Source organism: Rhodopseudomonas pentothenatexigens, assembly GCF_900218015.1.
GTDB lineage: Bacteria > Pseudomonadota > Alphaproteobacteria > Rhizobiales > Xanthobacteraceae > Rhodopseudomonas > Rhodopseudomonas pentothenatexigens.
The window spans coordinates 20,762-44,406 of sequence record NZ_UFQQ01000034.1 but is presented as its reverse complement, the minus strand read 5'-3'; the positions used below and the strand labels follow the sequence as shown (position 1 = coordinate 44,406).

At 65.5% G+C, this 23,645-nt stretch carries 20 protein-coding genes; 14 read left to right on the top strand and 6 right to left on the bottom strand.

Annotation, left to right across the window (positions count from 1 at the left end; all coding sequences use genetic code 11):
- Window positions 1-320: 320 nt before the first annotated feature.
- Window positions 321-824, bottom strand: coding sequence for a GNAT family N-acetyltransferase (locus DWA33_RS22300; RefSeq protein ID WP_114360703.1), 504 nt, complete (start codon window positions 822-824; stop codon window positions 321-323).
- Between the two features lie 343 nt (window positions 825-1,167).
- On the opposite strand from DWA33_RS22300, the gene DWA33_RS22295 reads away from it, so the two are divergent.
- The 5 genes from DWA33_RS22295 (at window position 1,168) to DWA33_RS22275 (ending at window position 6,729) form a co-directional block, all read left to right on the top strand.
- Window positions 1,168-1,752 carry a hypothetical protein gene (locus tag DWA33_RS22295; protein ID WP_114360695.1) on the top strand — a complete coding sequence of 195 codons (585 nt, stop codon included), beginning with the start codon at window positions 1,168-1,170 and terminating at the stop codon, window positions 1,750-1,752.
- 232 nt (window positions 1,753-1,984) lie between these two features.
- Entirely contained in the window at window positions 1,985-4,315 is a 2,331-nt protein-coding gene (locus DWA33_RS22290) for a TonB-dependent siderophore receptor (protein WP_114360702.1), read from the top strand.
- Between the two features lie 4 nt (window positions 4,316-4,319).
- Window positions 4,320-5,483, top strand: a complete 1,164-nt coding sequence (locus DWA33_RS22285) for a PepSY-associated TM helix domain-containing protein (RefSeq protein WP_114360694.1) — start codon at window positions 4,320-4,322, stop codon at window positions 5,481-5,483.
- Window positions 5,484-5,576: 93 nt separating this feature from the next.
- On the top strand, window positions 5,577-6,125 hold the full coding sequence (locus DWA33_RS22280; protein WP_114360693.1) for a glycosyltransferase: 549 nt from the start codon (window positions 5,577-5,579) through the stop codon (window positions 6,123-6,125).
- A gap of 61 nt (window positions 6,126-6,186) precedes the next feature.
- On the top strand, window positions 6,187-6,729 hold the full coding sequence (locus DWA33_RS22275; RefSeq protein ID WP_114360701.1) for a methylated-DNA--[protein]-cysteine S-methyltransferase: 543 nt from the start codon (window positions 6,187-6,189) through the stop codon (window positions 6,727-6,729).
- Window positions 6,730-6,747: 18 nt separating this feature from the next.
- Here DWA33_RS22275 and DWA33_RS22270 read toward each other — a convergent pair whose 3' ends face one another.
- From DWA33_RS22270 to DWA33_RS22260, 3 genes are all read right to left on the bottom strand, one after another.
- Window positions 6,748-7,365: a glutathione S-transferase family protein gene (locus tag DWA33_RS22270; RefSeq protein ID WP_114360692.1), complete on the bottom strand. Its 618-nt coding sequence runs from the start codon at window positions 7,363-7,365 to the stop codon at window positions 6,748-6,750.
- A gap of 134 nt (window positions 7,366-7,499) precedes the next feature.
- Window positions 7,500-8,342, bottom strand: coding sequence for a fumarylacetoacetate hydrolase family protein (locus DWA33_RS22265; RefSeq protein ID WP_114360691.1), 843 nt, complete (start codon window positions 8,340-8,342; stop codon window positions 7,500-7,502).
- Window positions 8,343-8,447: 105 nt separating this feature from the next.
- On the bottom strand, window positions 8,448-9,296 hold the full coding sequence (locus DWA33_RS22260; protein WP_114360690.1) for an MBL fold metallo-hydrolase: 849 nt from the start codon (window positions 9,294-9,296) through the stop codon (window positions 8,448-8,450).
- 140 nt (window positions 9,297-9,436) lie between these two features.
- Between DWA33_RS22260 and DWA33_RS22255 the strand changes: the two genes are divergently transcribed.
- The 3 genes from DWA33_RS22255 (at window position 9,437) to DWA33_RS22245 (ending at window position 12,522) form a co-directional block, all read left to right on the top strand.
- The gene (locus tag DWA33_RS22255; protein ID WP_114360689.1) at window positions 9,437-9,850 is read left to right on the top strand and encodes a DUF3775 domain-containing protein; all 414 of its coding nucleotides are present in this window, start codon (window positions 9,437-9,439) and stop codon (window positions 9,848-9,850) included.
- Window positions 9,851-10,008: 158 nt separating this feature from the next.
- A complete protein-coding gene (locus DWA33_RS22250; RefSeq protein ID WP_114360688.1) occupies window positions 10,009-10,674 on the top strand; it encodes a Crp/Fnr family transcriptional regulator in 666 nt (221 codons plus the stop codon).
- 309 nt (window positions 10,675-10,983) lie between these two features.
- Window positions 10,984-12,522 carry a class I adenylate-forming enzyme family protein gene (locus DWA33_RS22245; protein ID WP_114360700.1) on the top strand — a complete coding sequence of 513 codons (1,539 nt, stop codon included), beginning with the start codon at window positions 10,984-10,986 and terminating at the stop codon, window positions 12,520-12,522.
- 153 nt (window positions 12,523-12,675) lie between these two features.
- Here the strand turns inward: DWA33_RS22245 and DWA33_RS22240 are convergent, their stop codons facing one another.
- Window positions 12,676-12,891, bottom strand: coding sequence for a SlyX family protein (locus DWA33_RS22240; protein ID WP_114360699.1), 216 nt, complete (start codon window positions 12,889-12,891; stop codon window positions 12,676-12,678).
- A 248-nt stretch (window positions 12,892-13,139) separates the two neighbouring features.
- Here DWA33_RS22240 and ggt point away from each other — a divergent pair, with 248 nt between their 5' ends.
- Complete coding sequence (gene ggt, locus DWA33_RS22235) at window positions 13,140-14,726, top strand: gamma-glutamyltransferase (protein WP_114360686.1); 1,587 nt, start codon at window positions 13,140-13,142, stop codon at window positions 14,724-14,726.
- Window positions 14,727-14,816: 90 nt separating this feature from the next.
- Here ggt and DWA33_RS22230 read toward each other — a convergent pair whose 3' ends face one another.
- Window positions 14,817-15,032 (bottom strand): CsbD family protein, encoded by a 216-nt coding sequence (locus DWA33_RS22230; protein WP_114360685.1) that lies wholly within the window; start codon window positions 15,030-15,032, stop codon window positions 14,817-14,819.
- A 378-nt stretch (window positions 15,033-15,410) separates the two neighbouring features.
- Between DWA33_RS22230 and DWA33_RS22225 the strand changes: the two genes are divergently transcribed.
- The 5 genes from DWA33_RS22225 to DWA33_RS22205 all read left to right on the top strand — a co-directional run bounded on the left by DWA33_RS22225 (window position 15,411) and on the right by DWA33_RS22205 (window position 23,644).
- Window positions 15,411-18,032, top strand: a complete 2,622-nt coding sequence (locus DWA33_RS22225) for a hybrid sensor histidine kinase/response regulator (protein WP_114360684.1) — start codon at window positions 15,411-15,413, stop codon at window positions 18,030-18,032.
- Window positions 18,033-18,137: 105 nt separating this feature from the next.
- Entirely contained in the window at window positions 18,138-18,617 is a 480-nt protein-coding gene (locus DWA33_RS22220; RefSeq protein WP_114360683.1) for a VOC family protein, read from the top strand.
- 129 nt (window positions 18,618-18,746) lie between these two features.
- A complete protein-coding gene (locus DWA33_RS22215; RefSeq protein ID WP_114360682.1) occupies window positions 18,747-19,853 on the top strand; it encodes an efflux RND transporter periplasmic adaptor subunit in 1,107 nt (368 codons plus the stop codon).
- A gap of 21 nt (window positions 19,854-19,874) precedes the next feature.
- Window positions 19,875-23,009 (top strand): efflux RND transporter permease subunit, encoded by a 3,135-nt coding sequence (locus DWA33_RS22210; protein ID WP_114360681.1) that lies wholly within the window; start codon window positions 19,875-19,877, stop codon window positions 23,007-23,009.
- Window positions 23,010-23,026: 17 nt separating this feature from the next.
- Window positions 23,027-23,644, top strand: coding sequence for a TetR/AcrR family transcriptional regulator (locus DWA33_RS22205; RefSeq protein ID WP_114360698.1), 618 nt, complete (start codon window positions 23,027-23,029; stop codon window positions 23,642-23,644).
- Window position 23,645 lies beyond the last annotated feature (1 nt).

Genomic DNA, 23,645 nt, shown 5'->3' with positions numbered 1-23,645 from the left:
AACTCCTCAGCGCCAATGGTACTCCGTCTCAAGACGCGGGAGAGTAGGTCGCCGCCAGGCCTGCAAAGAACAAGAGATCCTCAAACACCACGATGACAAACACACACAAAACGCCGCCTCAAAACCGAGGCGGCGTTTTTGCGTTCGGCGATGCGCGCGTCTCTCGGGCACAGGCCTCGTGGCGAGGAGGCGCCAAGCGCCGTCTCGAACCGTGAGACACCGCATCCCGGATCTTTTCATCCGCCGAGACGCCAGGCCTCGCCTCGCTCCCCGGTGCTCGGGATCCTCCGGTCGTTGCCGACCGTGGTGTCCTGGCCGGTTCAGAACTCCAGCATCATCGCAACGCGCCGCAGCGGGTCGAGCCCATTTTCGATCTCGGTCTCCAGGATCCGGCGCAGGCGGAGCGAAGCGTTCTGCTGCTCGATGAGGCGGAATCCCAACGTCGCGTAGAATGGTGCATTGAACGGGACGAGACGATCCGTGGTCAACGTGGCCCCGTCGAGCTTCCGGGCTCGCCCCTCAGCCAGCAACGTCGTCACCAGCACCCGACCCAGGCCCTGTCGCTGATAATCGGGATGAACGTCCAGCTCCCCGATGTGCAGAAAACCGTCGGCGATGTAACCGCCACAGAAACCGACGGCAGCGTCGTTCCGATCGCCAGCCAGATAGAGCAAGCCGTGGTCGAGATAGTGCTGCAAATCCTGGTGGGCGCTGGCCGACGCCGGGCCGCGAACCGCGCCGGCCTTTCGCAGGGTCTCGAAAGCGGCGAGCTCGACTTTCCGAAGCGCGTCAAAATCCTCGGACGTCGCCGGTCTGATGTGCATTCCGTCCACCGGTTAGTGCGCCGCCTGGGACTGCGACGCGATTTCCCGAGTAGAATGCGACATCATCCGCTGCGCGCAAGACGTCCTCCAACATCCACGACAGCAGACCGGGCGAGTCACCGCGGCATCAAGACGATGCGGCCGCTTTCACGTGCGAGGAGTTGGATGGCGCCAGTTCCTTGTGGGTTCTGCGCGGCATTTCGCAGCGGTTCATCTCGATCAGTCTAGTCTCGCCCCCGTTCCGACTCGATCCGGCGCCAGATTGGCTCGTGAACCGCGACGCCTGCGCCGACGACTCACAGCGGTTGCTGCGCGCGCCTTGGTCCCACTCGAGGAGACAGTCATGCCCCTTAGCTTTCGTCCGGTCGTCGTTGCTCTCGGCGTCGGTGTGTTCGCGGTCGCAGTCGCGTCGGTGTCCAGTTCTGCCGTGTTCGCTCAGGCCAACAAGGCGGCGCCGGCTGCACCGGCCGTCGCCGAGCCGGCGATGAAAGAGATCACGCTCACCGAGAAGCAGGTCCAGGGCGTCCTCGCCGCGTACAAGGACATCGATGCTGTCGCGGCCAAGCTGCCGGATGATCAGGACACCAAGCCGGATCCGAAGGTGCTGAAGCAGCTCGACGATGTCGCCAAGAAGCACGGCTTTGCGTCCTACGACGAATACAGCGACGTGATCGAAGCGATCGGCATGGTCCTTGCGGGCGTCGATCCCAAGACCAAGACCTATGTCGGTCCGGCCGCAGCCCTGAAGGATCAGATCGCGGCGGTCGAGGCCGACACCAAGATGTCTGCCGACGACAAGAAGCAGGCGCTGGCCGACCTCAACGAGGCGGCGAAGGACCCCGGACCGGCGGTGACCAACAAGACCAATATCGAGTTGGTGCTGAAGAACTACGATGCGCTGTCCCAGGCGCTGGATGACGACGAATAGCCCGTCACCGGAAAATTCGAGCTCGCTCAACGCCGCCCCTCATCCGAGAGGCGGCGTTGTCGAGTCGGGTGTCCGCGCACTGGTTGCAAAGGTTGGGTCGCTGGGCTGGCGGTGACCTGTGCCGAGACGTCGCGGCCGGTGCCCTTAGACCGATTCCACGCCCGCGCGAATTCTCTTGGTGGACTGCTTCTGCTAGGCGATCGCATCTATTGCGATGCAGCAGAAGAGCCAGATGTCACACCGATCCACTGCCTGCCGCCGAGCCCATCGGGCTCTCCTGACCAGTTGCGGCGCTGTCGTCGTCCGTGTCGCATTCGGCTCCGCGGTGTTCTGGGTGGCGATGCTGCCGCGAGTCGCGGACGCGCAGGCGCAAACTCAGCAGTTGCCGAGCGTCACCGTCGAGGCGCCGAATCGTGCGGTCGCGACGCGGCCGGCGCCCGCCTCGCAGCGGAACACCCGCGCTCCCGTCCGAAGGCAGGCCCGCCGCACCCCGGTTGCGGCGCCGCCGAGCCCCTCCGAGCGGCCCGCGGCCGCCGCCGCGCAACTGAACGAAGCCAAACTCGGCTACCGCGCGATGCCGAGTCCGACGACGCTGCGGACCGGCGCGTCGCCCCTCGACTCGTCGCAGGCCGTCGCGGTCGTCCCCGAGCAGGTGCTCAAGGATCAATTGCCGCGCAATCTCGACGATGCGCTCGCCAATGTCAGCGGCGTCACTCAGACCAATACGCTGGCAGGCTCGTTCGATGCCGTGATCCGCCGCGGCTTTGGCGAGAACCGCGACGGCTCGATCATGCGCAACGGCATGCCGCTGGTGCAGGGACGGAGCCTAGGCGCGACCGTCGAAAGCGTCGAGGTGCTGAAGGGACCAGCGTCGCTGCTGTACGGGATTCAGTCGCCGGGCGGAGTCGTCAACACCATCAGCAAGCGGCCGGAGCTGTATCAGCACGGATCGCTCACCGTGATCGGTTCGACTTTCGGCGGCGGCCACAATGGCGCCAATGCGATCTTCGACCTCACCGGCCCGCTCGGCACCCAAGGCCTCGCCTATCGGGTGATCGGCTCGGGGCTCGACGAGGATTACTGGCGCAACTTCGGCGCCAACCGCGAACGGCTCTTGGCGCCGTCGCTGGCCTGGTACGGCGAGTCGACCACGGTGCAGTTCTCCTATGAGCACCGGGATTTCAGCTATCCGTTCGATCGCGGCACCGCCTTCGTCAACGGCGCTCCACTGGCGATCCCGGCGACGCGCCGGCTCGACGAGCCGTTCAACCGCACCTGGGGCCAATCGGATCTGCTGCAGGCATCGGTCGAGCAGCGCCTCGACGATACCTGGAAGCTGACCGCCGCCTACAGCTACAACCGCGAGATCTACGAAGCCAACCAGCTTCGCATCACCGCCGTCGATCCGGTCACCGGTGTCGAGAAGCGCAGCAACGACGGCACCCATGGCGCGCTCGCTTATGTCGGCTACGGCACGTCCTATCTGCGCGGCGATCTCTGGATCGGCGGGGTGCGCCACGAAGTGCTGATCGGCGGCGAGGCGCAGCGACGGCTGATCTATCGCCAGGACCTGATCCGCCAGGCGACGCCGACCTTCAATTTCTACGATCCGGTCTATGGCCGTGTCGGCCCGGGCACCACGGTGTCGGCATCGGACAGCGACCAGACCGACCGGCTGGAAACCCGCGCGGTGTTCGCCCAGGACACGCTGCACCTCACCGACCGGCTTTCGCTGGTCGGCGGCCTGCGCTGGATGGACTATGAGCAGCTTGCAGGCCGGGGACGGCCGTTCAGCGCCAACACCGACCTCAGCGGCAACAAGCTGCTGCCGCTCGGCGGCGCCGTCTTCAAGCTCACCGATCAGGTCTCGCTCTACGCCAGCTACACCCAGTCGCTGCAGCCGACCTCGACCATCGCACCGCTGAGCGGCGGCTACGTGATCGGCTCCAGCGTCGCGCCGGAGGAGGGCACGCAGTACGAAGCCGGCGTCAAGTTCGACCTCGACAAGCGTCTCTCCGGCACGCTCGCATTCTATGACATCGAGAAGAAGAACGTGCTGGTATCGCAGTTCAACGCCGCGACCGGCCTCAACGAATATCGCGCCGCAGGCAAGGTCCGTTCGCGCGGTGTCGAGTTCGACGTCACCGGCCGGCTGAGCGAGCATTGGAGCACGATCGCGAGCTATGGCTACACCGATGCGATCGTCACCGACGATCCGGTGCTCACCGGCAAGCGCCTGCAGAATGTCGCAATGAACACGGCGTCGCTGTTCCTGGTCTACGATTTCGGCACAACGCTGCCTGGTCGGCTCCGGCTCGGCGGCGGCGCTCGCTACGTCGGCGACCGGCCCGGCGACAGCACCAATTCCTTCGTGCTGCCGTCCTACACGGTGGCCGATCTGTTCGCAACCTACGAGGTCAAATACGGCCGCACGCCGGTGATCTACCAGTTCAATGTCAAGAACCTGTTCGACACCGTGTACTACCCGTCGGCGGTGAACACCCTGAACGTCGCGCTCGGCGACGCGAGGCGCTTCTCGCTGGCCGCTACCGTCAAGTTCTAGCCCGATGCGGGCGCCGGCGCTCAAAGCCATCCTGCTGCAACTCCATTCCGTCGCGGGATTGGTGCTCGCGGCGGTGCTGGTGCTGGTGGCAGTGACCGGCGCGGTGATGAGTTTCGAGGATGAGATCCGCGGGGCGTTGGATGCCGGCCGCGTGCAGCTTGTATCGGACGCCGCGCCGAGGATGCTGCCGGACGCGCTGATCGCGAAACGGCAGGCCGGCGGCGATCCGGTCGCATCGATTACGATGCCGCGGGTTGCGACGTCCGCCATCGAGGTTCGGTTCGCCCGCAAGCCGGATCACACCCGGCCGGCGCCGCTCTATCTCGATCCCTACACCGGCGACAGTCTCGGTCATCCTGCCGCCGACGCGTTCTTTGTGACGGTCCGCAAGCTGCACCGCTGGCTGCTGCTGCCGGGCGACGGCAACGGTTACGGCCGGATCGTCACCGGCGTTGCCGCGCTCGGATTGCTGACCATGCTGCTCACCGGCCTGGTGCTGCGATGGCCGCATCGGCCCGGCAGCATCAAGGTGTGGCTGAAACCGCACTGGCAATTGCGCGGACGCGGACTGCACCGGTCGCTGCACGCCGTCATCGGAACCTGGGTGTTGCTAGTCTACCTGATCATGACGCTGACCGGTCTGTGGTGGTCGTTCGACTGGTACAAGGCCGCCGCAACCTGGCTTCTGGCGCGATCGCCGGTCACGACACAGCGTACGCATCGTCCCGCGGTGCCCGCCCCGCCGTCCGCAGAGGTCTCGCTGGATCGCGTCTGGGCGGCGTTTGTGACCGAGCGTGGGGACAGGTTCGCCGCCGCCCGGCTGACGCTGCCGTCTGGACGCGACAGCACCGTCCGGGTCCGCGCCTGGCTGACCGACGCCCGCGACGGCGTGCATGACGATTTCCGGATCGACGGTCGGACCGGCCAAATCCTGTCCGCTGACCTCTATGTCGACAAAACGATCGGCGAAAAGCTATTGGCGCGCCTGCTCGACATTCACCGCGGCAGCATTTTCGGCTGGCCCGGTCAGCTGGTGTTCATGCTGGCAGCGGCGGCGATGCCGTTGTTCGGTGTGACCGGCGTGCTGCTGTATCTGTCGCGTCGGCGTCACAAGCGGATGCAACTCGCCGCCCGCGGCACCGCCGGCCAGCGCCGATGTCGGGGATGAGCCCGGCGGCCGAAATGTTGCGCCGCGCCGATCTGCCGCGTTATAAGCCCTCGGTCAAATCACCCCGACCCGTCGCGAACCAACCGCCGCGTCATGAAAATTCTGCTGGCGGTCTTCCAACTCGAAAAGCAGAGCGGCAAGGAGCGCGATTGCCTCGCTATCGCGAGCCATCTCGCAGGTCGCGGCCACGACGTCACCATCGTCACCACGAGCCCGTCGCCCGAACCGCTCGAGCGCATCGCGGTCGTTCAAGTGAAGGCCCGCGGCCTGACCAATCATCGGCGGGCGCGCAATTTCGCCCGCGCGGTCCGCGAGCACCGCCGCCAACAACAACCGGACGCGCTGCTTTCGTTCGAACTGGTGCCGGGAGCGGACTTCCACTACGTCGCCGACGATGCGGCGATCCTGCGTGATAGGCTGTGGGCTTGGCCGCCACGACAGCGGATCCGGCTGGCGCTGGAGCGCGGCGTTTTCGCCGCGGCCTCGCGCACCGAGCTCTGGTTCCTGCGGCAGGACCAGCACGATGCCTATCATATCGCTTATGATTTCGATCCCGCGCGCGCCGTGGTGCTGCCGGCCGATCCGGACAAGCTGCTCGCGACCGTCGCCGCGCGCCTCGAGCAGCACGTTCCGGCGTCGTGAATCGGGTGGCCTCGCCACGCTACGCCGCGTAGGCTCGTCCGCCTGGCACCGGATGGTCACGATGAGCGAGTACCGCTACGCATTGTTCGACACAGCGATCGGTCGCTGCGGCATCGTCTGGGGGCCGCGCGGGATCGTCGCCGTGCAGCTGCCCCAGCCGACCGAAGCGCAGACCCGCGCCCGCATTACCCAGCGGCATGCCGACAGCCTCGAAATAGCGCCGCCGGCCGACGTGCAGCGCGCGATCGACGGTATCGTTGCTCTGCTTGAAGGTGCCGCGTTCGATTTCGCGGGCATTCAGCTCGATCTCGACGGCACCTCGGCGTTTCAGCGCCGGGTCTACGACATCGCGCGCGCCATTCCGGCCGGCAGGACGCTGACCTATGGCGACATCGCCAAACAGCTCGGCGGCGTCGAACTGTCGCGCGAGGTCGGACAGGCTCTGGGGCGCAATCCGTGCCCGATCATCGTGCCGTGCCACCGCGTTCTCGCCGCCGGGGACAAGCCCGGCGGCTTTTCGGCCAATGGCGGAGTCGCCACCAAGCTGAAGCTGCTGGCGATCGAAGGCGCGGCGGTCAACTACACGCCGAGCCTGTTCGACTGATCTCGATCAGGCGGCGGCTCAGGCCGCCGGCGGCACCGACACCTTCACCGACTCGCGCTCCGACATCCGCTGGAAGAACGCGTCGAGATTGGGATAGGCCGCACGCCAGCCGCAGTCGGCAAAACGGAAATCGGCGTAGCCGAGCACGCAGGCGAGCGCGATCTGCGCGATCGTGAGCGGTCCGTTCAGCATCGCGGTGTCGCGATCGAACCGCGCCATGCCGGCCCAGGCGCGCGCCCAGTGGTCGTCGTACCAGCCCTGCCAGAACAGCTCCTTCGGACGCACCAGCTTCTCGTAGCGGCACAGCAGCATCGAATCCAGCATGCCCTGCAGCAGCGAGTGGTCGCTCTTGACCCGCCAGCGCTCCTGGCCAGAAGCCGGGATCAGTCTGCCTCCGCCGGCGAGCTCGTCGAGATATTCGGCGATCACGTAGGAGTCGACGATCACCTGGCCATTGTCGAGGATCAGCGCCGGCAGCTTCTTCAGCGGGTTGACCTCGCGCATGTACTGCTCGTTGGCCTGCGCCGGGATCACGGTCGCGGTCACGAACTCGATCTGGTCGATCAGTCCGAGTTCGATCGCCGCGATCCGCACCTTGCGGGCGAACGGCGAGGCTTGGGAGAAGGTGAGTTTCATCAGATAAGGTCCTCAGGGACGAAGCGTTGTTTGCTTTCGCCGTCATTGCGAGGAGCGAAGCGACGAAGCAATCCAGTCTCGCTCGAATGGCCCTGGATTGCTTCGCTTCGCTCGCAACGACGGCGTGGATAACCTTACGCCGCGACGATGGTCTGTTTCTGCTCGCCAAGGCGGTCGATGCCGAGCGTGACGACGTCGCCGACTTCGAGGAACTGCGGCGGCTTCTTGCCCATGCCGACGCCGGGCGGCGTGCCGGTGGTGATGATGTCGCCGGGCATCAGCGTCATCAGCTCCGACAGATACGATACGATCTTCGGCACCTTGAAGATCATGGTCGCGGTCGAGCCGGTCTGGCAGCGCCGGCCGTTGACGTCGAGCCACATGTCGAGCTTGTGGACGTCGGCGATTTCGTCCTTGGTGACGACCCAGGGACCGAGCGGGCCGAAGGTGTCGTGCGACTTGCCCTTGGTCCACTGCCCGAGCCGTTCGATCTGAAAGTGTCGCTCGGAGACGTCGTTGCACACCGCATAGCCGGCGACGTAGTCCAGCGCATCCGCCTCGCTGACATATTTGGCGCGGCTGCCGATGATCACCGCAAGCTCGACTTCCCAGTCGAGCTTGGTCGAGCCGCGCGGCTTCTCGACGTCGTCGTTCGGCCCGCACAGCGCATTGTTGGCCTTCATGAATACGATCGGCTCGGCCGGAATCGGCATGTTGGATTCCGCCGCATGATCGGCATAGTTCAGTCCGATCGCGATGAATTTCGGCGCACCGCCGACCGGTGCACCGAGGCGCGGCTGACCGGGCACCACCGGCAGGCCGTCGACGTCGAGGGCGCCGAGCCTGGCGAGGCTCGCGGGCGAAAATGCATCGCCTGCAAGATCGGCGATCTGCCCCGACAGATCGCGTAGCTGGCCGGACCTGTCGATCACCCCCGGCTTTTCGTGGCCGACCGCACCATAACGAACGAGCTTCATCCCGCTTGTCCTCCGCAGTTTTGCAGGCTGTCCCAACCGATGGATCAATGGTGGATTGAATTCAACACATGCCGGCGCCGGCGCCCCATGCGTGGCGCGGCTGAGTCATTGCAGCGGGACGAGGCGGAAGGCGTCGCCGTCGCGGACGATCCGGCCCGGGCCGAAATGCCCGCCGAACAGCAAAGCGGGTGTCTCGGCGAAGCGTGAGAACAATTGCCGCCGGCTTTCGATCGATTGCAGCGGATCGGAGTCGAAGCTCGACGACCAATCCAGCCGCGCCATCTGGCAGGGATGATGTGCGACGTCGCCGGACAGAACCGCTTCTTCGCCGTCGGAGCGAATGTGCAGCGCGACATGGCCGGGGCTGTGGCCGGGCGTCGGAATCAGCGTGATCTCGTCGGCGATCTGCGCCTCGCTGCCGACCAACTCGACGACGCCGGCCTCGATCACCGGCTGTACCGAGTCGGCGAACACCGCGGCGTGCACCGGATCGGTCGAATGCGTCTTCCAGTACTCGTACTCGATGCGGCCGAACAGATAGCGTGCGTTGGGGAAGGTCGGCACCCACTGGCCGTTTACCAGCCTGGTGTTCCAGCCGACGTGATCGACGTGCAGATGGGTGCAGATCACCGTGTCGATGCTGTCCGCCGCATAGCCGGCGTTCGCCAAGTCCTGCAGAAACGGTTTGTCCAGGCCGTTCCAATGCGGCACGCCGCGGCCCTGTTTGTCGTTGCCGAGGCCGGTATCGACCACGATGCGCCGGGTCGGCGTTTCCACCACCCAGCTGTGGATCGACATCGTCAGCCGGCCTTCGGCGCTGGCGAACTGCGGCGTCAGCCAAGGCATGGTCTGGATTTCCTGAGGGGGCGCTTGCGGCAGGATGAACCGGGTGCCTCCGGTCATTTCCATCTCGACGATTTTTGTGATTTTGACCTTGCCGATCGTCCAGGCCATCCCACGTTTCTCCCGGGCTCTTGCTGTTTTGCCCGAACATGCGGGTTTTGCGGTGGCGGCGCAATGGATCATCTCGCGCCGCGACGCGTTGGCTTGCTCGCGGAGCGTGCCGTGAGCGGCGCGAAGACGGAGGAACGACGATGCCCGAGCTCGCGATTTCGACCGACAAGGTCGCGTTTCTGATCGAGAAGGCGCGCGAATTCGACGTCAAGGAAGGCGTCAGCGACGCCGATTCCGGCTCGAACGCCGCCGACGACAACATGATCGACGTGCTCGAGGACACCGGCAACGACCCGGTCGTTCAGGAGATCACCAGTTTCATCAACGCCATGACCGAAGAGGAGCAGATCGACCTGGTGGCGTTGATGCGGCTCGGCCGCGGCGACGGCAGCATCGAAGAATGGGACGACCTGCGCCGCGAGGCGGCCGATGGCCGCAACGGCCGCACCGCGCGCTATCTGCTCGGCGAGCCGCTGCTCGGTGATTACCTCGCCGAGGGGCTCGAGGCGTTCGGCCTGTCCTGGAACGACGAGCGCACCACACCCGTAGTTTGAGCGCGAAGCCGCAATCACGACGGGTGCTGCGCGCGGCAGCCGCGCTCCCGTAGCATTCCGAGGGAAACCGATTTACCAGCGATTTCAGCGCTGTGCGGTCTAATCTGGGGGCGACTTGACCGGCACGAGCGGATGCCGGTCGACCCGTGGAGGCGACCATGAAGCAGGAGGCTGGTTTCGATCCCCGTGACCTGTTGCGCAAGCTTGGTCAGGGCCATTCGATCGCCAAATTCGCCAAGAACCAGACGATCTTCGCGCAAGGCGATCAGGCCGACAGCGTGTACTTGCTGCTGCAGGGACGTATCAAGGTCGTGGTTCTGTCGGCGGAGGGCAAAGAGGCGGCGACCGGGATGGTTGCGCCCGGCCAGTTCTTCGGCGACGGCTGTCTGGTCGGGGAGGCGATACGCACCACCACTACGATCGCGATGCAGGATTGCCTGGTCGCTTCGATCGCCAGTGCGCGACTGATCGAGATGTTGCGGGCCGAACCCGACTTCGCCGAGCTGTTCGTGCGGCATTTGTTGCTGCGCAATCGGCGCATTGAAGAGGATCTGCTCGATCAGCTGCTCAACTGCAGCGAGAAGCGGCTGGCGCGGCTGTTGCTCCGCCTCGCGGAATTCGAAGAGGGAGGTCGGCCACAGCCGATTGGGCCGCACATCAGCCAGGAGACGCTGGCAGAGATGATCGGCACCACCCGCTCGCGGGTCAGCTACTTCATGAACAAGTTCCGCAAGCTCGGCCTGATCAGCTACGACCGCACCATCGAGGTGCATCCGGCGCGGCTCGCTGCCGTGCTGCACGATCGGGCAGAGGCGCGAAGCTAGCTTTCCGCCGCTAGCAGTCCCGTGCTGGAGAACGTTGCACCGCAACGTCGCGATGCTGTTCTGCGGAATGATGCGCCTGATGCAAGCGTTGCGCCGTCTGCCACACAGAATACGCTGTCCCGACAGTCTCCGATCGAACGAAAAGCCGAACTCGACAGGCGATTCCCTCGAACGTCTGTACGCGAGCGGCGCGAAGTGGTTGAAAGGCGAGCGCTGGATCGCTGACGCCAACTGCGTCAGTGGTCCTTTCGCTCCTCGCAACGACGCGCACTTATTCGAGTTCGATAACCAAGAAACGTGGAGACCGAAATGCCCGACTTCATCACTCTTCCTGCCCTGGTTCGCGACACCGCGCAGGCGCGGCCGGACCGGATTGCGGTGATCGACGGGGAACGGCAATTGCGCTACGCGGAATTCGATGCGCTGATCGATCGCATCGCCGCGACCTTCCAGCGCGACGGTCTGAAGCCGACCGACACCATCTCGATCTGCGCGCTGTCCTCGATCGAATATGCGGCGACTTTCCTCGGTGCGCTGCGCGCCGGTATCGCGGTCGCGCCGCTGGCGCCGTCGTCCACCGCCAAGGACTTCTCCGCGATGGTGCGGGACTCCGGCGCCAAGATCCTGTTCACCGACGACTTCGCCGCCAATGCGATGAAGGATGCCGAGATCGATGCTGCCGTGAAGCGCGTTGCGTTCGACGATGGCACGAGCGGCGAAGCGTTCACACGCTGGCTGGCGCCGGAAGGTACCAAGCCCGCACCGGTAACGATCGATCCGGAATGGGTGTTCAACATCATCTATTCGTCCGGCACCACCGGGACGCCGAAGGGCATCGTGCACAGCCATCAGATGCGCTGGGCGCAATATGGCAAGCTCGATCCGATCGGTTATGGACCAGACGCGGTGACGCTGTTGTCGACGCCGCTCTATTCCAACACCACGCTGGTCTGCTTCAACCCGACGCTCGCCGGCGGCGGCACTGTCGTGCTGATGAAGAAGTTCGATGCCCGCGGCTTCCTGGAGCTGGCCCAGAAGTATCGCGTCACCCACGCGATGCTGGTGCCGGTGCAGTATCGCAGGATCATGGCGCTGCCGGAGTTCGGTCAGTTCGACCTGTCGTCCTTCCAGATGAAGTTCTGCACGTCTGCGCCGTTTGCGCCGGAGTTGAAGGCCGACATCCTGAAGCGCTGGCCCGGCGGTCTGACCGAGTATTACGGCATGACCGAGGGGGGCGGTTCGTGCACGCTGCTCGCACACGAATTTCCGAACAAGCTGCACACCGTCGGCCAGCCGCGGCCCGGCCATGAAATCCGGATGATCGACGAGGACGGCAACTTCCTGCCCAATGGCGAGGTCGGTGAAATCGTCGGCCGCTCCGACACCATCATGAAGGGCTATCTCAATCAGCCGGAGAAGACCGCCGAAGTGTTCTGGACCGACAAGGACGGTAACCTCTGGGTGCGCAGCGGCGACGTCGGTCGGTTCGATGCCGACGGCTTCGTCACGCTGATGGACCGCAAGAAGGACATGATCATTTCCGGTGGTTTCAACATCTATCCAAGCGATATCGAGGCCGTGGCGGCCAAGCACCCCGACGTGCTCGAAGTCGCTGTGGTCGGCATGCCGTCGGAAGAGTGGGGCGAGACCCCGGTTGCATTCGTGGCGGCGCGCCCCGGCCGCAGCATCGATCCGGCCGAGCTGAAGAGCTGGACCAACGGACAGGTCGGCAAGACTCAGCGCCTTGCCGACGTCGTCCTGGTCGACTCGCTGCCGCGCAGCGCAATCGGCAAGGTGCTGAAGCGCGAACTCCGCGACCAGCGCCTCGGCATGAAGGCGGCGTCGTAACTCCTCGGCTCAACGTCATTCCGGGGCGCTCACGAAGTGAGTGAACCCGGAATCTGGAGCTTGTGGAAATGCGGTGCCCGCTAATTCGAGATTCCGGGTTCGCCGCTACGCGGCACCCCGGAATGACCAAGCGGAGAGGCCGGAGGCCTTTCCTCAATAATGCGGCGGGCGCTCGTTGGCCGGAGCGCCGGCGCCGCTCTCGGCCTGGTCGAGCCGTTCGCTCAGCGCTGCGAGTTGCCGGGTCAGCGCGTCGATCTGCTTCCACTGCGTGGTGACGGTCTGGTTCAGCGCCTCGATCGTCTCGTCCTGGTATGCCAAGCGGACTTCCAGCGCCTCGACGCGTTCGTTCAGATCCTTCTCGCCGGCCATCGCCCGCTCCATTTCGGCTCGGTCTTCCCGCTCACGGCCGGCAAGACGCAGGTTGTTGCCGGCCCGAATACGCGAGCGCGGCATTGCACGGGCGGTTTAACAGCGCGGGTGCCGGCGGGAAACCGACGCTTTCCGGGCAAATCACGGCCGCCCACTCCGGGCGCGGCGAGGATTGCTCGGCGGCCGTGGAATATGCCAACTAGGCCGGCGCCGGAGCGCGGCGTAACCAACCCAACGAGCTTGTGCCTATGAGGAATTTCCATCTCGCCGGCCGGTCCACCGTGCACGCCCGCAACGGCATGGTTGCGACCTCGCACCCCCAGGCGGCGCTGGCCGCGATCGAAATCCTGAAGGCCGGCGGCACCGCCGCCGACGCCGCGATTGCCGCGTCCGCCCTGCTGGCGGTGATCGAGCCGCAATCCACCGGCATCGGCGGCGATTGCTTCGCGCTGATCCAGCCCAAGGGCACCGGCAAGATCACCGCCTATAACGGTTCGGGCCGGGCCCCGGCAGCCGCCAAGGCCGAGTGGTTTTTGGAAAACGGCATCGACGCCATCCCGCTGACCAGCCCGCATTCGGTGACAGTGCCCGGTGCGATCGACGCATGGGCGACGATCCTGCGCGATCACGGCCGTTTCGGGCTCGACAAGGTGCTGCAGCCGGCCATCAAGGCCGCGGCGGAAGGCTACGTGGTGGCGCCGCGGATTGCGTTCGACTGGGCCAACGGCTTCGCCAAGCTGAAGAAGGGCGCCAACACCGAGCGCTACCTGCTGCCGCACGGCGCGGCCGCCAAGACCGGCGACGTGATCACCCAGCCCGAGCTGGCCAACACGCTGAAGCTGATCGCCGACAAGGGGCCGGATGGCTTCTACAAAGGCCCGGTCGCTGAAGACATGGTCGAGACGCTGCGTGGGCTCGGCGGTCTGCACACGCTGGAAGACTTCGCCGAGCACTGCACCGAAACCACCTCGCCGATCGGCACGATCTACAAGGGCCTCGACGTCTGGCAGTGCCCGCCGAACGGCCCGGGCATCACCATGCTGGTGATGCTGAACATCCTCAGCCGGTTCGATCTCAGCAAATTCGATCCGCTCAGCGTCGAGCGCTTCCATCTGGAAGCCGAGGCGGCTCGGGTCGCCTACATGATGCGCGAGCAGCACATCGGCGATCCGCAGCATGTCGAGGTCGATGTCCTGCGCATCCTGGCCAAGGAATTCGCCGACGAGCACTGCAGCAAGATCGCGCTCGACAAGCTGCTCGACCTGCCGCACGTCGCGCCGCCGATGAATCCGTCGACGGTGTACATCACCGTGGTCGACGAAGAGCGCAACGTTTGCTCGTTCATCAACTCGATCGCGCATTCGTTCGGCTCGGCGATCGTGTCGAACAAGACCGGCGTGCTGCTGCAGAACCGCGGCGCCGGCTTCCGCGTCCAGCCCGGCCATCCGAATTGCATCGCGCCGAAGAAACGCCCGCTGCACACCATCATTCCGGCACTCGCGACCGAGAACGGCCGGGCCCGGATGTCGTGGGGCGTCATGGGCGGTCAGTACCAGCCGGTCGGCCAGGTGCATGTGCTGACCAACATCCTCGACTACGGTCTCGACGTGCAGGAGGCGATCGACCTGCCGCGCGGGCTGCACTACGAAGGCGAGTATCAGCTCGAGGACGGCGTACCGTCCGAAACAGTGGAGGGCCTCAAGGCGCTCGGTCACAAGGTCGTGCCGATCGGCACGCCGCACGGCGGCGGCCAGGGTATCTGGATCGATTGGGACAAGGGCACGCTCACCGGCGGCTCCGATCCGCGCAAGGACGGCTGCGCGCTCGGCTACTGAGCCGCTGGCGAACTGCCGCAGCCGGACTCCAGACATGCGAAGACCGGCCCGAGGGCCGGTCCTGCATTGATCTGACGCTTGCGCAGCGGATCACAGATTCTTGTGCGCGGCGCCGGCCGCCTTGTCGGCGGTATCCTTCACGGCTTCCTTGGCATCGCCGAGCGCCTGCTGGCCGTGACCCTTGGCTTCCTGCATCACGCCTTCGCCCTGCAGCTTGTCAGAACCTGTGGCTTCGCCGAGGCCCTGCTTGCCCTTGCCGGCGAGTTCGTTGGCCTTACCCTTGACCTTGTCCATCGTGCTACCCATCGGATGTTCTCCTTTGCTTCGTGAGCTTCGCAGGGACAACCGGTTGGAGCCTGGGATGTTCCGGCTGTTTCGGGTTGCAACAAGTCGTGACCACGTCTCTCCATCGGAATACTAATTTACCGTAAGGTAGGGTGTTTCGCGGATTGTTAACCGAGGCGCCGTCGTGCTGTAGCTTCCGCAGTCGAGTTAACGGTCGCTAAGCACCCGCGCAGCATGGTCGATACCAGTCTTGTGCCGGTCATCGATCACCAAGGAGGCGGCACAGGGGGCCGCATGCGAGCGAGACTCGGTCTTCTCGGGCGGTTACACTGTCCGGGCGAGGCCGCGCTCGAGATGGCGACGACCTGGATCTGACGACGGCCGAGAGAGCGCTTCGAGATGTCCGGCCTGTGGCAATCGATGACAACGGCCTGGCTGTCCCGAACCGACGGGGCCGCATTGTTGGACTTCTGGCTCGGTGGGCGCGGTGCCGGTACGCTGGTCCAGCAAACCGATATCGACGAGCACGAGATGCGGCGGATTCGCGCCGCACAGGTCGACAGCGTCACCCGCCTTACGCCGGTGACGATGAGTATCAACGTCGCCAATGCATCCCTGATCCTGTTCACCTTCTGGGGCAGCGAGGCGCGCCCGCAGTTGTTGGCCTGGATGGCGATGATCGTATTCGCCGCCGCCATGGCGGTGAGGTCCTGGCTGCAGACCAGGCACGAGCCGAGAATGGAAGCTTCGGCTCATGCGATCCGGCGGATGACGTTGCACGCATTGCTGCTCGGTCTGATCTGGGGGGCAATGCCGGTGATGGTGTTCATCACCGCCGAACCGGGCGACCAGCTGATCGTCGCCTGCGTCGCGGCTGGCATGATCTCCGGCGGCGCGTTCACGCTGTCGACGGTGCCGCGGGCCGGCCTCGCCTACACCTGGGCGCTGGCGGCCGGCTCGGCGTTGTCGCTGGCGCTCAGCGACGGTACGGCGTACCGCATCACCGCGGTTTTCCTGCTGCTCTACGCCGGCTTCATGTCGCGTAACCTGATCTCGCACGGCGAGATGTTCTTCGACAATCTGCGCGCGAAGTTCGAACTGGAACGGCAGACCGAGATCATCTCGCTGCTGCTGAAGGATTTCCAGGCCAACGCCAGCGACTGGCTGTGGCAGACCGACGCCCAGGGCCGGCTGGTGCATGTGCCCGAGCGGTTCGTCGAGGTCGCCAAGCTGCCGCCGGCGCTGATGACGGGCGCGCTGCTGTCGGACGTGATCGGCATGCTGTGCTCGGAGGATGGGCGCTGCGCGATGGGCGTCGCGGCGAAGATGGCGCAGCGCGAGCCGATGAACGATCTCGTCGTGCACGTGGTGATCGGCGGCGGGGTACGGCTGTGGTCGCTCACCGCCAAGCCGATGTTCGATTCGAACGGCGAGTTCACCGGCTATCGCGGCGTCGGCCGCGACGTCACCGAGCGCTGGCGCGCCGAGCAGGCCGAAGCCGAGAACCGCGCCAAGTCCAGCTTCCTGGCGATGATGAGCCACGAAATCCGCACCCCGATGAACGGCGTGCTCGGCCTCGCCAACTCGCTGCTGGAGACCAAGCTCGATCCCGAGCAGCAACAGGCCGTCACCACCATCCGCGATTCCGGCGACGATCTGCTCCGCATTCTCAACGACATTCTCGACCTGTCGAAGCTGGAATCCGGGCGGCTCGAGTTCGAGCAGGCCGATTTCTCGCCGGCGACGCTGGTCGAATCGGTTCGCGCCATCATCGAGCCTGAGGTCAGGGGCAAAGGCATCGAGCTGAAGATCGACATCGATCCGCGGCTGCCGCCGTCGCTCAGCGGCGACGCGGCGCGAATTCGCCAGGTCCTGCTCAACCTCGCTTCGAACGCCGTGAAGTTCACCGAGCACGGTTCGATCGCGATCGTGCTGACTTGCGTCAAGCGCAACGACAGCCACGCCACGGTCGAGTGGCAGGTCACCGACACCGGAATCGGAATTTCGCCGGACCGGGTCGGCAGCCTGTTCACTGACTTCGCCCAGGCCGATGTGTCGATCAATCGAAGGTTCGGTGGCACCGGACTCGGCCTGGCGATCAGCCGGCGGATCGTCGAACAGATGGGTGGCGACATCGCCGTCACGTCGCGCGAGGGCGCCGGCTCGACCTTCCGTTTCAGTCTCGACCTGCCGTGGAGCAACGCCTGGATCGCCGACCACCGGCTCGACCGGCTCGGCAGCGACGATCTGCGCACCCGCATCGTCATGCTCGGCCGGCCGCTGCGTGTGCTGATCGCGGAGGACGACGCCACCAATCAGATGGTGGTGAGGAAGATGCTGCAGGAATTCGCCGCCGAGATCACCATCGTTTCGGATGGAGCCGATGCAGTGCAGGCCGCCGGCGAGGGCGAGTTCGACGTGGTGCTGATGGATGTGCGGATGCCCAACATGGACGGCCTCGCCGCCACCAGCGCGATTCGCAACAAAGGCGGCGCGCTCGCCAAGCTCCCGATCATTGCTCTGACCGCAAATGCGTTCCCGGACGACGTCAAAGTCTGCCGCGAAGCCGGAATGAACGACTTCCTTGCCAAGCCGCTGCGCAAGCCTGCGCTGGTTGCGGCGGTGTTGCGCGCGTTGCGCGGTGCGCCGACGCCCGCCAAGGTGGTGGCGCCGCCAATGCAAATCGATCTCGACACGCTGGCGGAGCTGACCGAGGAGATCGGCCGCGATCAGGTCAACGAGATGGTGACCCTGTTCTTCGCGGAAACCGAGCGGCGGATCGCGCTGTTTCGGCGTTGCGTCGACCACCTCGACCGCGAGGCCGTCGAGGTCGAGGCGCATTCGATGAAGGGCGGCGCGCTGACGCTCGGCTTCCACGCGATTGCCGAGATCGCCCGCACGATCGAGCGCGAGTCGGGTTCGCTCTCGGCGGAGGCGCTCGATTCCCTGGTCGGCCAGTTGGCCAAGACCCTGGCCGAACTCCGCCGGCAATGTGAAGGCGGCTTGAAGCTGGCGAGCTGAAGCTCACCGATCGCCACATTCGCAATATTCGGCGCTGCCTGTCGGCTGGCGGCGCTCGAGATCGTCCTTGGTGCAATGCAGATGCATTGTGCGGGAGGATGTGGGATGTCGAAGATCGTTCCTTGCTTGTGGTTTGCCGGCGACGCGGAGCAGGCGGCCGAGTTCTACGTGTCGTTGCTGCCGGACTCGCGGATCGACAACGTCCAGCGCAGCGTCGTCGACACCCCTGGCGGACCGGAAGGCTCGGTGCTGGTCGTGGAGTTCACGGTCGCCGGCCAGCCGTTCATGGCGCTGAACGGCGGCACGCCGCTGCCGTTCAATCATGCGGTGTCGTTCAAGATCGATTGCGTCGATCAGGCCGAGGTCGACCGGCTGTGGGACCGGCTGCTCGCGGATGGCGGCGAACCGGTGGTGTGCGGCTGGCTGCGAGACCGCTACGGCCTGTCGTGGCAGATCGTCCCTGCCGCCGCCCTCAAGCTGTTCGCCGGCCCCAACCGCGAAGGCGCCAAGCGCGCGATGCAGGCGATGATGCAGATGGTGAAGCTCGACGTCGGCGCCCTGCAGCGCGCCTATGAGGGGGCGTAGCCAGGCAGCGACCGAGCCGGAGCGGAGTCCCGGGCGCAGCTCCATCCATCACGAACACATGATTTCTGACGATTATTGACAATCGTCAGAGATCATTCGACAGTTCCGGTGGTCGCAACGGAGGCTGTCATGCGGGCGATTCCACTTTTTGACGGACTTTTCAGACTGTTGGCGGGTGCGCTATTGGCCGTCGCGTTGGTCGGCCTGGCCGGGTGCAACGGAAAGGACGCCAAGCAGGAGCTGTCCAAGCGTCCGGTCCTCGTCACCGCCGTCCATTACGTCCCGCAGGCGCCGGAGCGCAGCTTCGTCGGCACCATCAAGCCGCGCACCGAGACCGATCTCGGCTTCCGGGTCGGCGGCAAGGTCGCCAAGCGCCTGGTCGACGTCGGCCAGAGCGTCGAAGCCGGCCAGAAGCTGGCGGTCCTCGACCAGACCGATCTGAAGCTGCAGGCGGAGCAGGCGGAGGCGGAGCGCAGTGCCGCCAAGGGCGTGCTGGCGCAGGCGATCGCTTCCGAGAACCGCGCCAAGGACCTGCGCGCCAAGGGCTGGGCGACCGACGCCCAAATGGACCAGGCCCAAGCCGCAGCGGACGAAGCCCGCTCCCGTTTCGCCCGCGCCGAGCGCTCTGTCGAACTGACCCGCAACGCGCTGTCCTACGCGACGCTCGAAGCCGACGGCCCCGGTGTCGTCGCGGCCGTGATGGTCGAACCCGGGCAGGTGGTGGCGGCCGGTCAGGCCGCGTTCCGTCTCGCCCGGATCGGCGAGAAGGAGGCCGTGGTGGCGATCCCGGAGACGCTGATCACGCGCGCCACCAAGGGGCTGGCCGATGTCACGCTGTGGTCGGAGCCAGGCCGGCACTATGCCGCCAAGCTGCGAGAGGTCGCGCCGCTCGCCGATCCCGCGACCCGCACATTCCTCGCCAAGTTCTCGCTGCCCGATGCCGATGACCGTGTGGTGCTCGGCATGACCGCGACTTTGACCCTCACCGACCCGGACAAGATCCGTATCGCGCGGGTGCCGCTGTCGGCGCTGTTCAACCAGGGGAGCCAGCCCTCGCTTTTCGTCGTCGATTCCACCGGCGAGGTGAAGCTGAAGCCGGTCGCGGTGAAGGCCTTTGAGAGCGAAGACGTCCTGATCGCCGGCGGCGTCGATGAAGGCGAGCAGGTCGTCACGCTCGGCGTGCAGAAACTCGATCCTGCCGAAAAGGTGCGGGTGGTGTCGGCTCTGACGTTCTGATCTGCGCTGGGGAGTGCGGCGATGCGTTTCAATCTGTCGGCCTGGGCGGTCCGACATCCGGCGCTGATCCTGTTTCTGATCTGCGCGCTCGGGCTCACCGGCATCTATTCGTATCAGCGGCTCGGTCGCGGCGAAGACCCGTCGTTCACCGTCAAGGTCGCGGTGGTGTCGGCGATCTGGCCCGGCGCCACCGCCAAGGAGATGCAGGAACAGGTCGCCGACCCGATCGAGAAGAAGCTGCAGGAACTGCCGTACTTCGAAAAGGTGCAGACCTACTCGAAGGCGTCGTTCACCGCCATGCAGGTGACGTTCCGCGACTCGACCCCGCCGGCGGAAGTGCCACATTTGTTCTATCTGCTGCGCAAGAAGCTGTGGGACGTCGCGCCGCAACTGCCGGACAATCTGATCGGGCCGTCGATCAACGATGAATACGGCGACGTCGATTCGATCCTGTACATGATCACCGGCGACGGCGCGAACTATGCGCAGCTCAAGAAAGCCGCGGAAGGGCTGCGGCAGCGGCTGCTCAAGGTCGCCAACGTCACCAAGGTCAATATCTACGGCACCCAGGACGAAAAGATCTACGTCGAGTTCTCGCACGCCAAGCTGGCGACGCTCGGCCTGACGCCGCAGGCGATCTTCGATTCGCTCGCCAAGCAGAACGCGGTGGTGCCGGCCGGCACGGTCGAAACCTCGTCGCAGCGCGTGCCGCTGCGTGTCACCGGTGCGCTCGACGGCGTCCAGGCGGTGGCGGAGACACCGGTCGAGAGCGGCGGCCGGGTGTTCCGGCTCGGCGACGTCGCCGAGATCCGCCACGGCTATGTCGACCCGACCGACTACCAGGTCCGTCAGAAGGGCAAGCCGGCGATCGGCATCGGTGTCGTGACCGCCAGGGGCGCCAACATCCTGCAGCTCGGCGAGCAGGTCGGCGCGGCGACTGCATCGTTCATGGCCGACGTGCCGCAGGGTATCGACATCGAGCAGATCGCCGACCAGCCCGAAGTGGTGAAGCACGCGGTCGGCGAATTCATGCGCTCGTTCGTCGAGGCGCTGGTGATCGTGCTGTTCGTGTCGTTCCTGGCGCTCGGCTGGCGCACCGGCATCGTGGTGGCGCTGTCGGTGCCCTTGGTGCTGGCGATCGTGTTCATCGTCATGAACGCGATGTCGCTCGACCTGCACCGGATCACGCTCGGCGCCCTGATCATCGCGCTCGGCCTGCTGGTCGACGACGCCATCATCGCGGTGGAGATGATGGTGGTGAAGATGGAGCAGGGCTGGGACCGCGCCAAGGCGGCGTCGTTCGCCTGGGAGTCGACCGCATTTCCGATGCTGACCGGCACGCTGGTCACCGCGGCCGGCTTCCTGCCGATCGGCTTCGCCAATTCGGGCGTCGGCGAATATGCCGGCGGCATCTTCTGGATCGTGGCGATTGCGCTGATCGCCTCGTGGTTCGTCGCGGTGATCTTCACGCCGTATATCGGCGTCAAGCTGCTGCCGGACTTCGCCGGCAAGAAGGGCCACAATCCGGACGAGGTGTATCACACCCGGATCTATCGCGCGCTGCGTGCCGCGGTGACGTGGTGCGTGCGCTGGCGCGGCACGGTGGTGATGGCGACGGTTGCGATCTTCGTCGCCGCGGTGGTCGGATTCGGCCACGTGCAGCAGCAGTTCTTCCCGCTGTCGGAGCGGCCCGAGCTGTTTCTGCAGCTGCGCCTGCCCGAAGGCACCGCCTTCGACGTCACCATGAAATCGGTGAAGGAGGCGGAAACGCTGCTGAAGGACGACGGCGATATCGCGACCTACACGGCCTACGTGGGCAAGGGCTCGCCGCGGTTCTGGCTCGGCCTCAATCCGCAGCTTCCGACCGAATCGTTCGCCGAGATCGTGATCGTCGCCAAAGACGTCGCGGCGCGCGAGCGGATCAAGGCGCGGATCGAGCAGGCTGCGCACAGCGGCCGGCTCGCGGCAGCGCGAGTGCGGGTCGACCGCTTCAATTTCGGCCCGCCGGTCGGCTTCCCGGTGCAGTTCAGAGTGATCGGTCCGGACACCGCGAAGGTCCGCGAGATCGCCTATCAGGTCCGGGACGTGGTGAAGAAGAACGCAAACGTCGTCGATCCGCATCTCGATTGGAACGAGCAGTCGCCGTACCTGAAGCTGGTAGTCGACCAGTCGCGTGCCCGTGCGCTCGGCCTGACGCCGCAGGACGTCTCGCAGGCGCTGGCGATGCTGATTTCGGGTGCTCAGGTCACCACGGTGCGGGACGGCGTCGAAAAGATCGGCGTCGTTGCGCGCGCGGTGCCGAACGAGCGGCTCGATCTCGCCCGGATCGGCGAACTCACCATCACGGCCCGCAACGGCATGGCGGTGCCGCTGTCGCAGGTCGCGAAGGTCGAGTATTCGCACGAGGAGCCGATCCTGTGGCGGCGCAATCGCGACATGGCGATCACCGTGCGCGGCGACGTCGTCGACGGTGTTCAGGCGCCGGACGTCACCAATGCGATCTGGCCGCAACTCGAGAGCATCCGCGCCAATCTGCAGCCGGCCTACCGGATCGAAACCGGCGGCGCGATCGAGGAATCGACCAAGGGCAACGCCTCGATCTTCATCCTGTTTCCGGTGATGGTGATCGCGATGCTGGCGCTGCTGATGATCCAGTTGCAGAGCTTCCCGCGGTTGCTGCTGGTGTTCCTCACCGCGCCGCTCGGCATCATCGGCGCCTCGCTCGGTCTCAACGTCGCGGCCGCGCCGTTCGGCTTCGTGGCGCTGCTCGGCCTGATCGCGCTCGCCGGCATGATCATGCGCAACGCGGTGATCCTGGTCGACCAGATCGAGAGCGACGTCGCGCACGGCTCGACCCGGCGCGAAGCGATCGTCGAGGCCACGGTACGCCGGGCGCGGCCGGTGGTGCTGACGGCGCTGGCGGCAATTCTGGCGATGATCCCGCTGTCGCGCTCGGCGTTCTGGGGCCCGATGGCGATCACCATCATGGGCGGCCTGTTCGTCGCCACCTTCCTGACGCTGTTCTATCTGCCGGGCCTGTACGCGCTGTGGTTCCGCAACAGCCTGGACGAGCGCGGTGCCGGCGATATCGATCTTGCGCCGCAACATGGCGCCGATCTCCAGAGCAGCTTTCCGCTTGCCGCTGCGGCGGAATAATTGAATATCGGGACATGATGACTCTTGTGACTGACGCCACCGAAGCCGACATGCGCCGCCGTATCCTGGTGGTGGCCGAGCGGCTGTTCCGCGAGATCGGCTACCAGAAGACCACGGTGGCCGATATCGCCAAACTGCTGCAGATGAGCCCGGCCAACGTCTATCGCTTCTTCGATTCGAAGAAGGCGATCCACAAGGGCGTGGCGCGGCACCTGATGGGCGAGGTCGAGCAGGCGGCGGAAACGATCGCGCGGGCGCCCGGCTCCGCCCGGCAGCGGCTGTGTGATCTGCTCACGACCGTGCACCGGATGAACTGCGAGCGCTACATCGGCGACGCCAAGTTGCACGAGATGGTGGCGATCGCGATGGAGGAGAACTGGGATGTCTGTATCGCCCATATGGAGCTGGTCACCGGCACCATCGGCGAGGTGATCGCCCAGGGAGTCGAGAGCGGCGAATTCGAAGTGTCCGACGTGCCGCAGGCGGCGAGCTGCACCTGCGCGGCGATGGTCCGGTTCTTCCATCCGCAGATGATCGCGCAGAGCTTCACCAAGGACCGGCCGACGCTGGAGCAGATGATCGATTTCGTGCTGACCGCACTTGGTGCTAAGAAGCGCGCTCCGTCTTCCCCGTAAA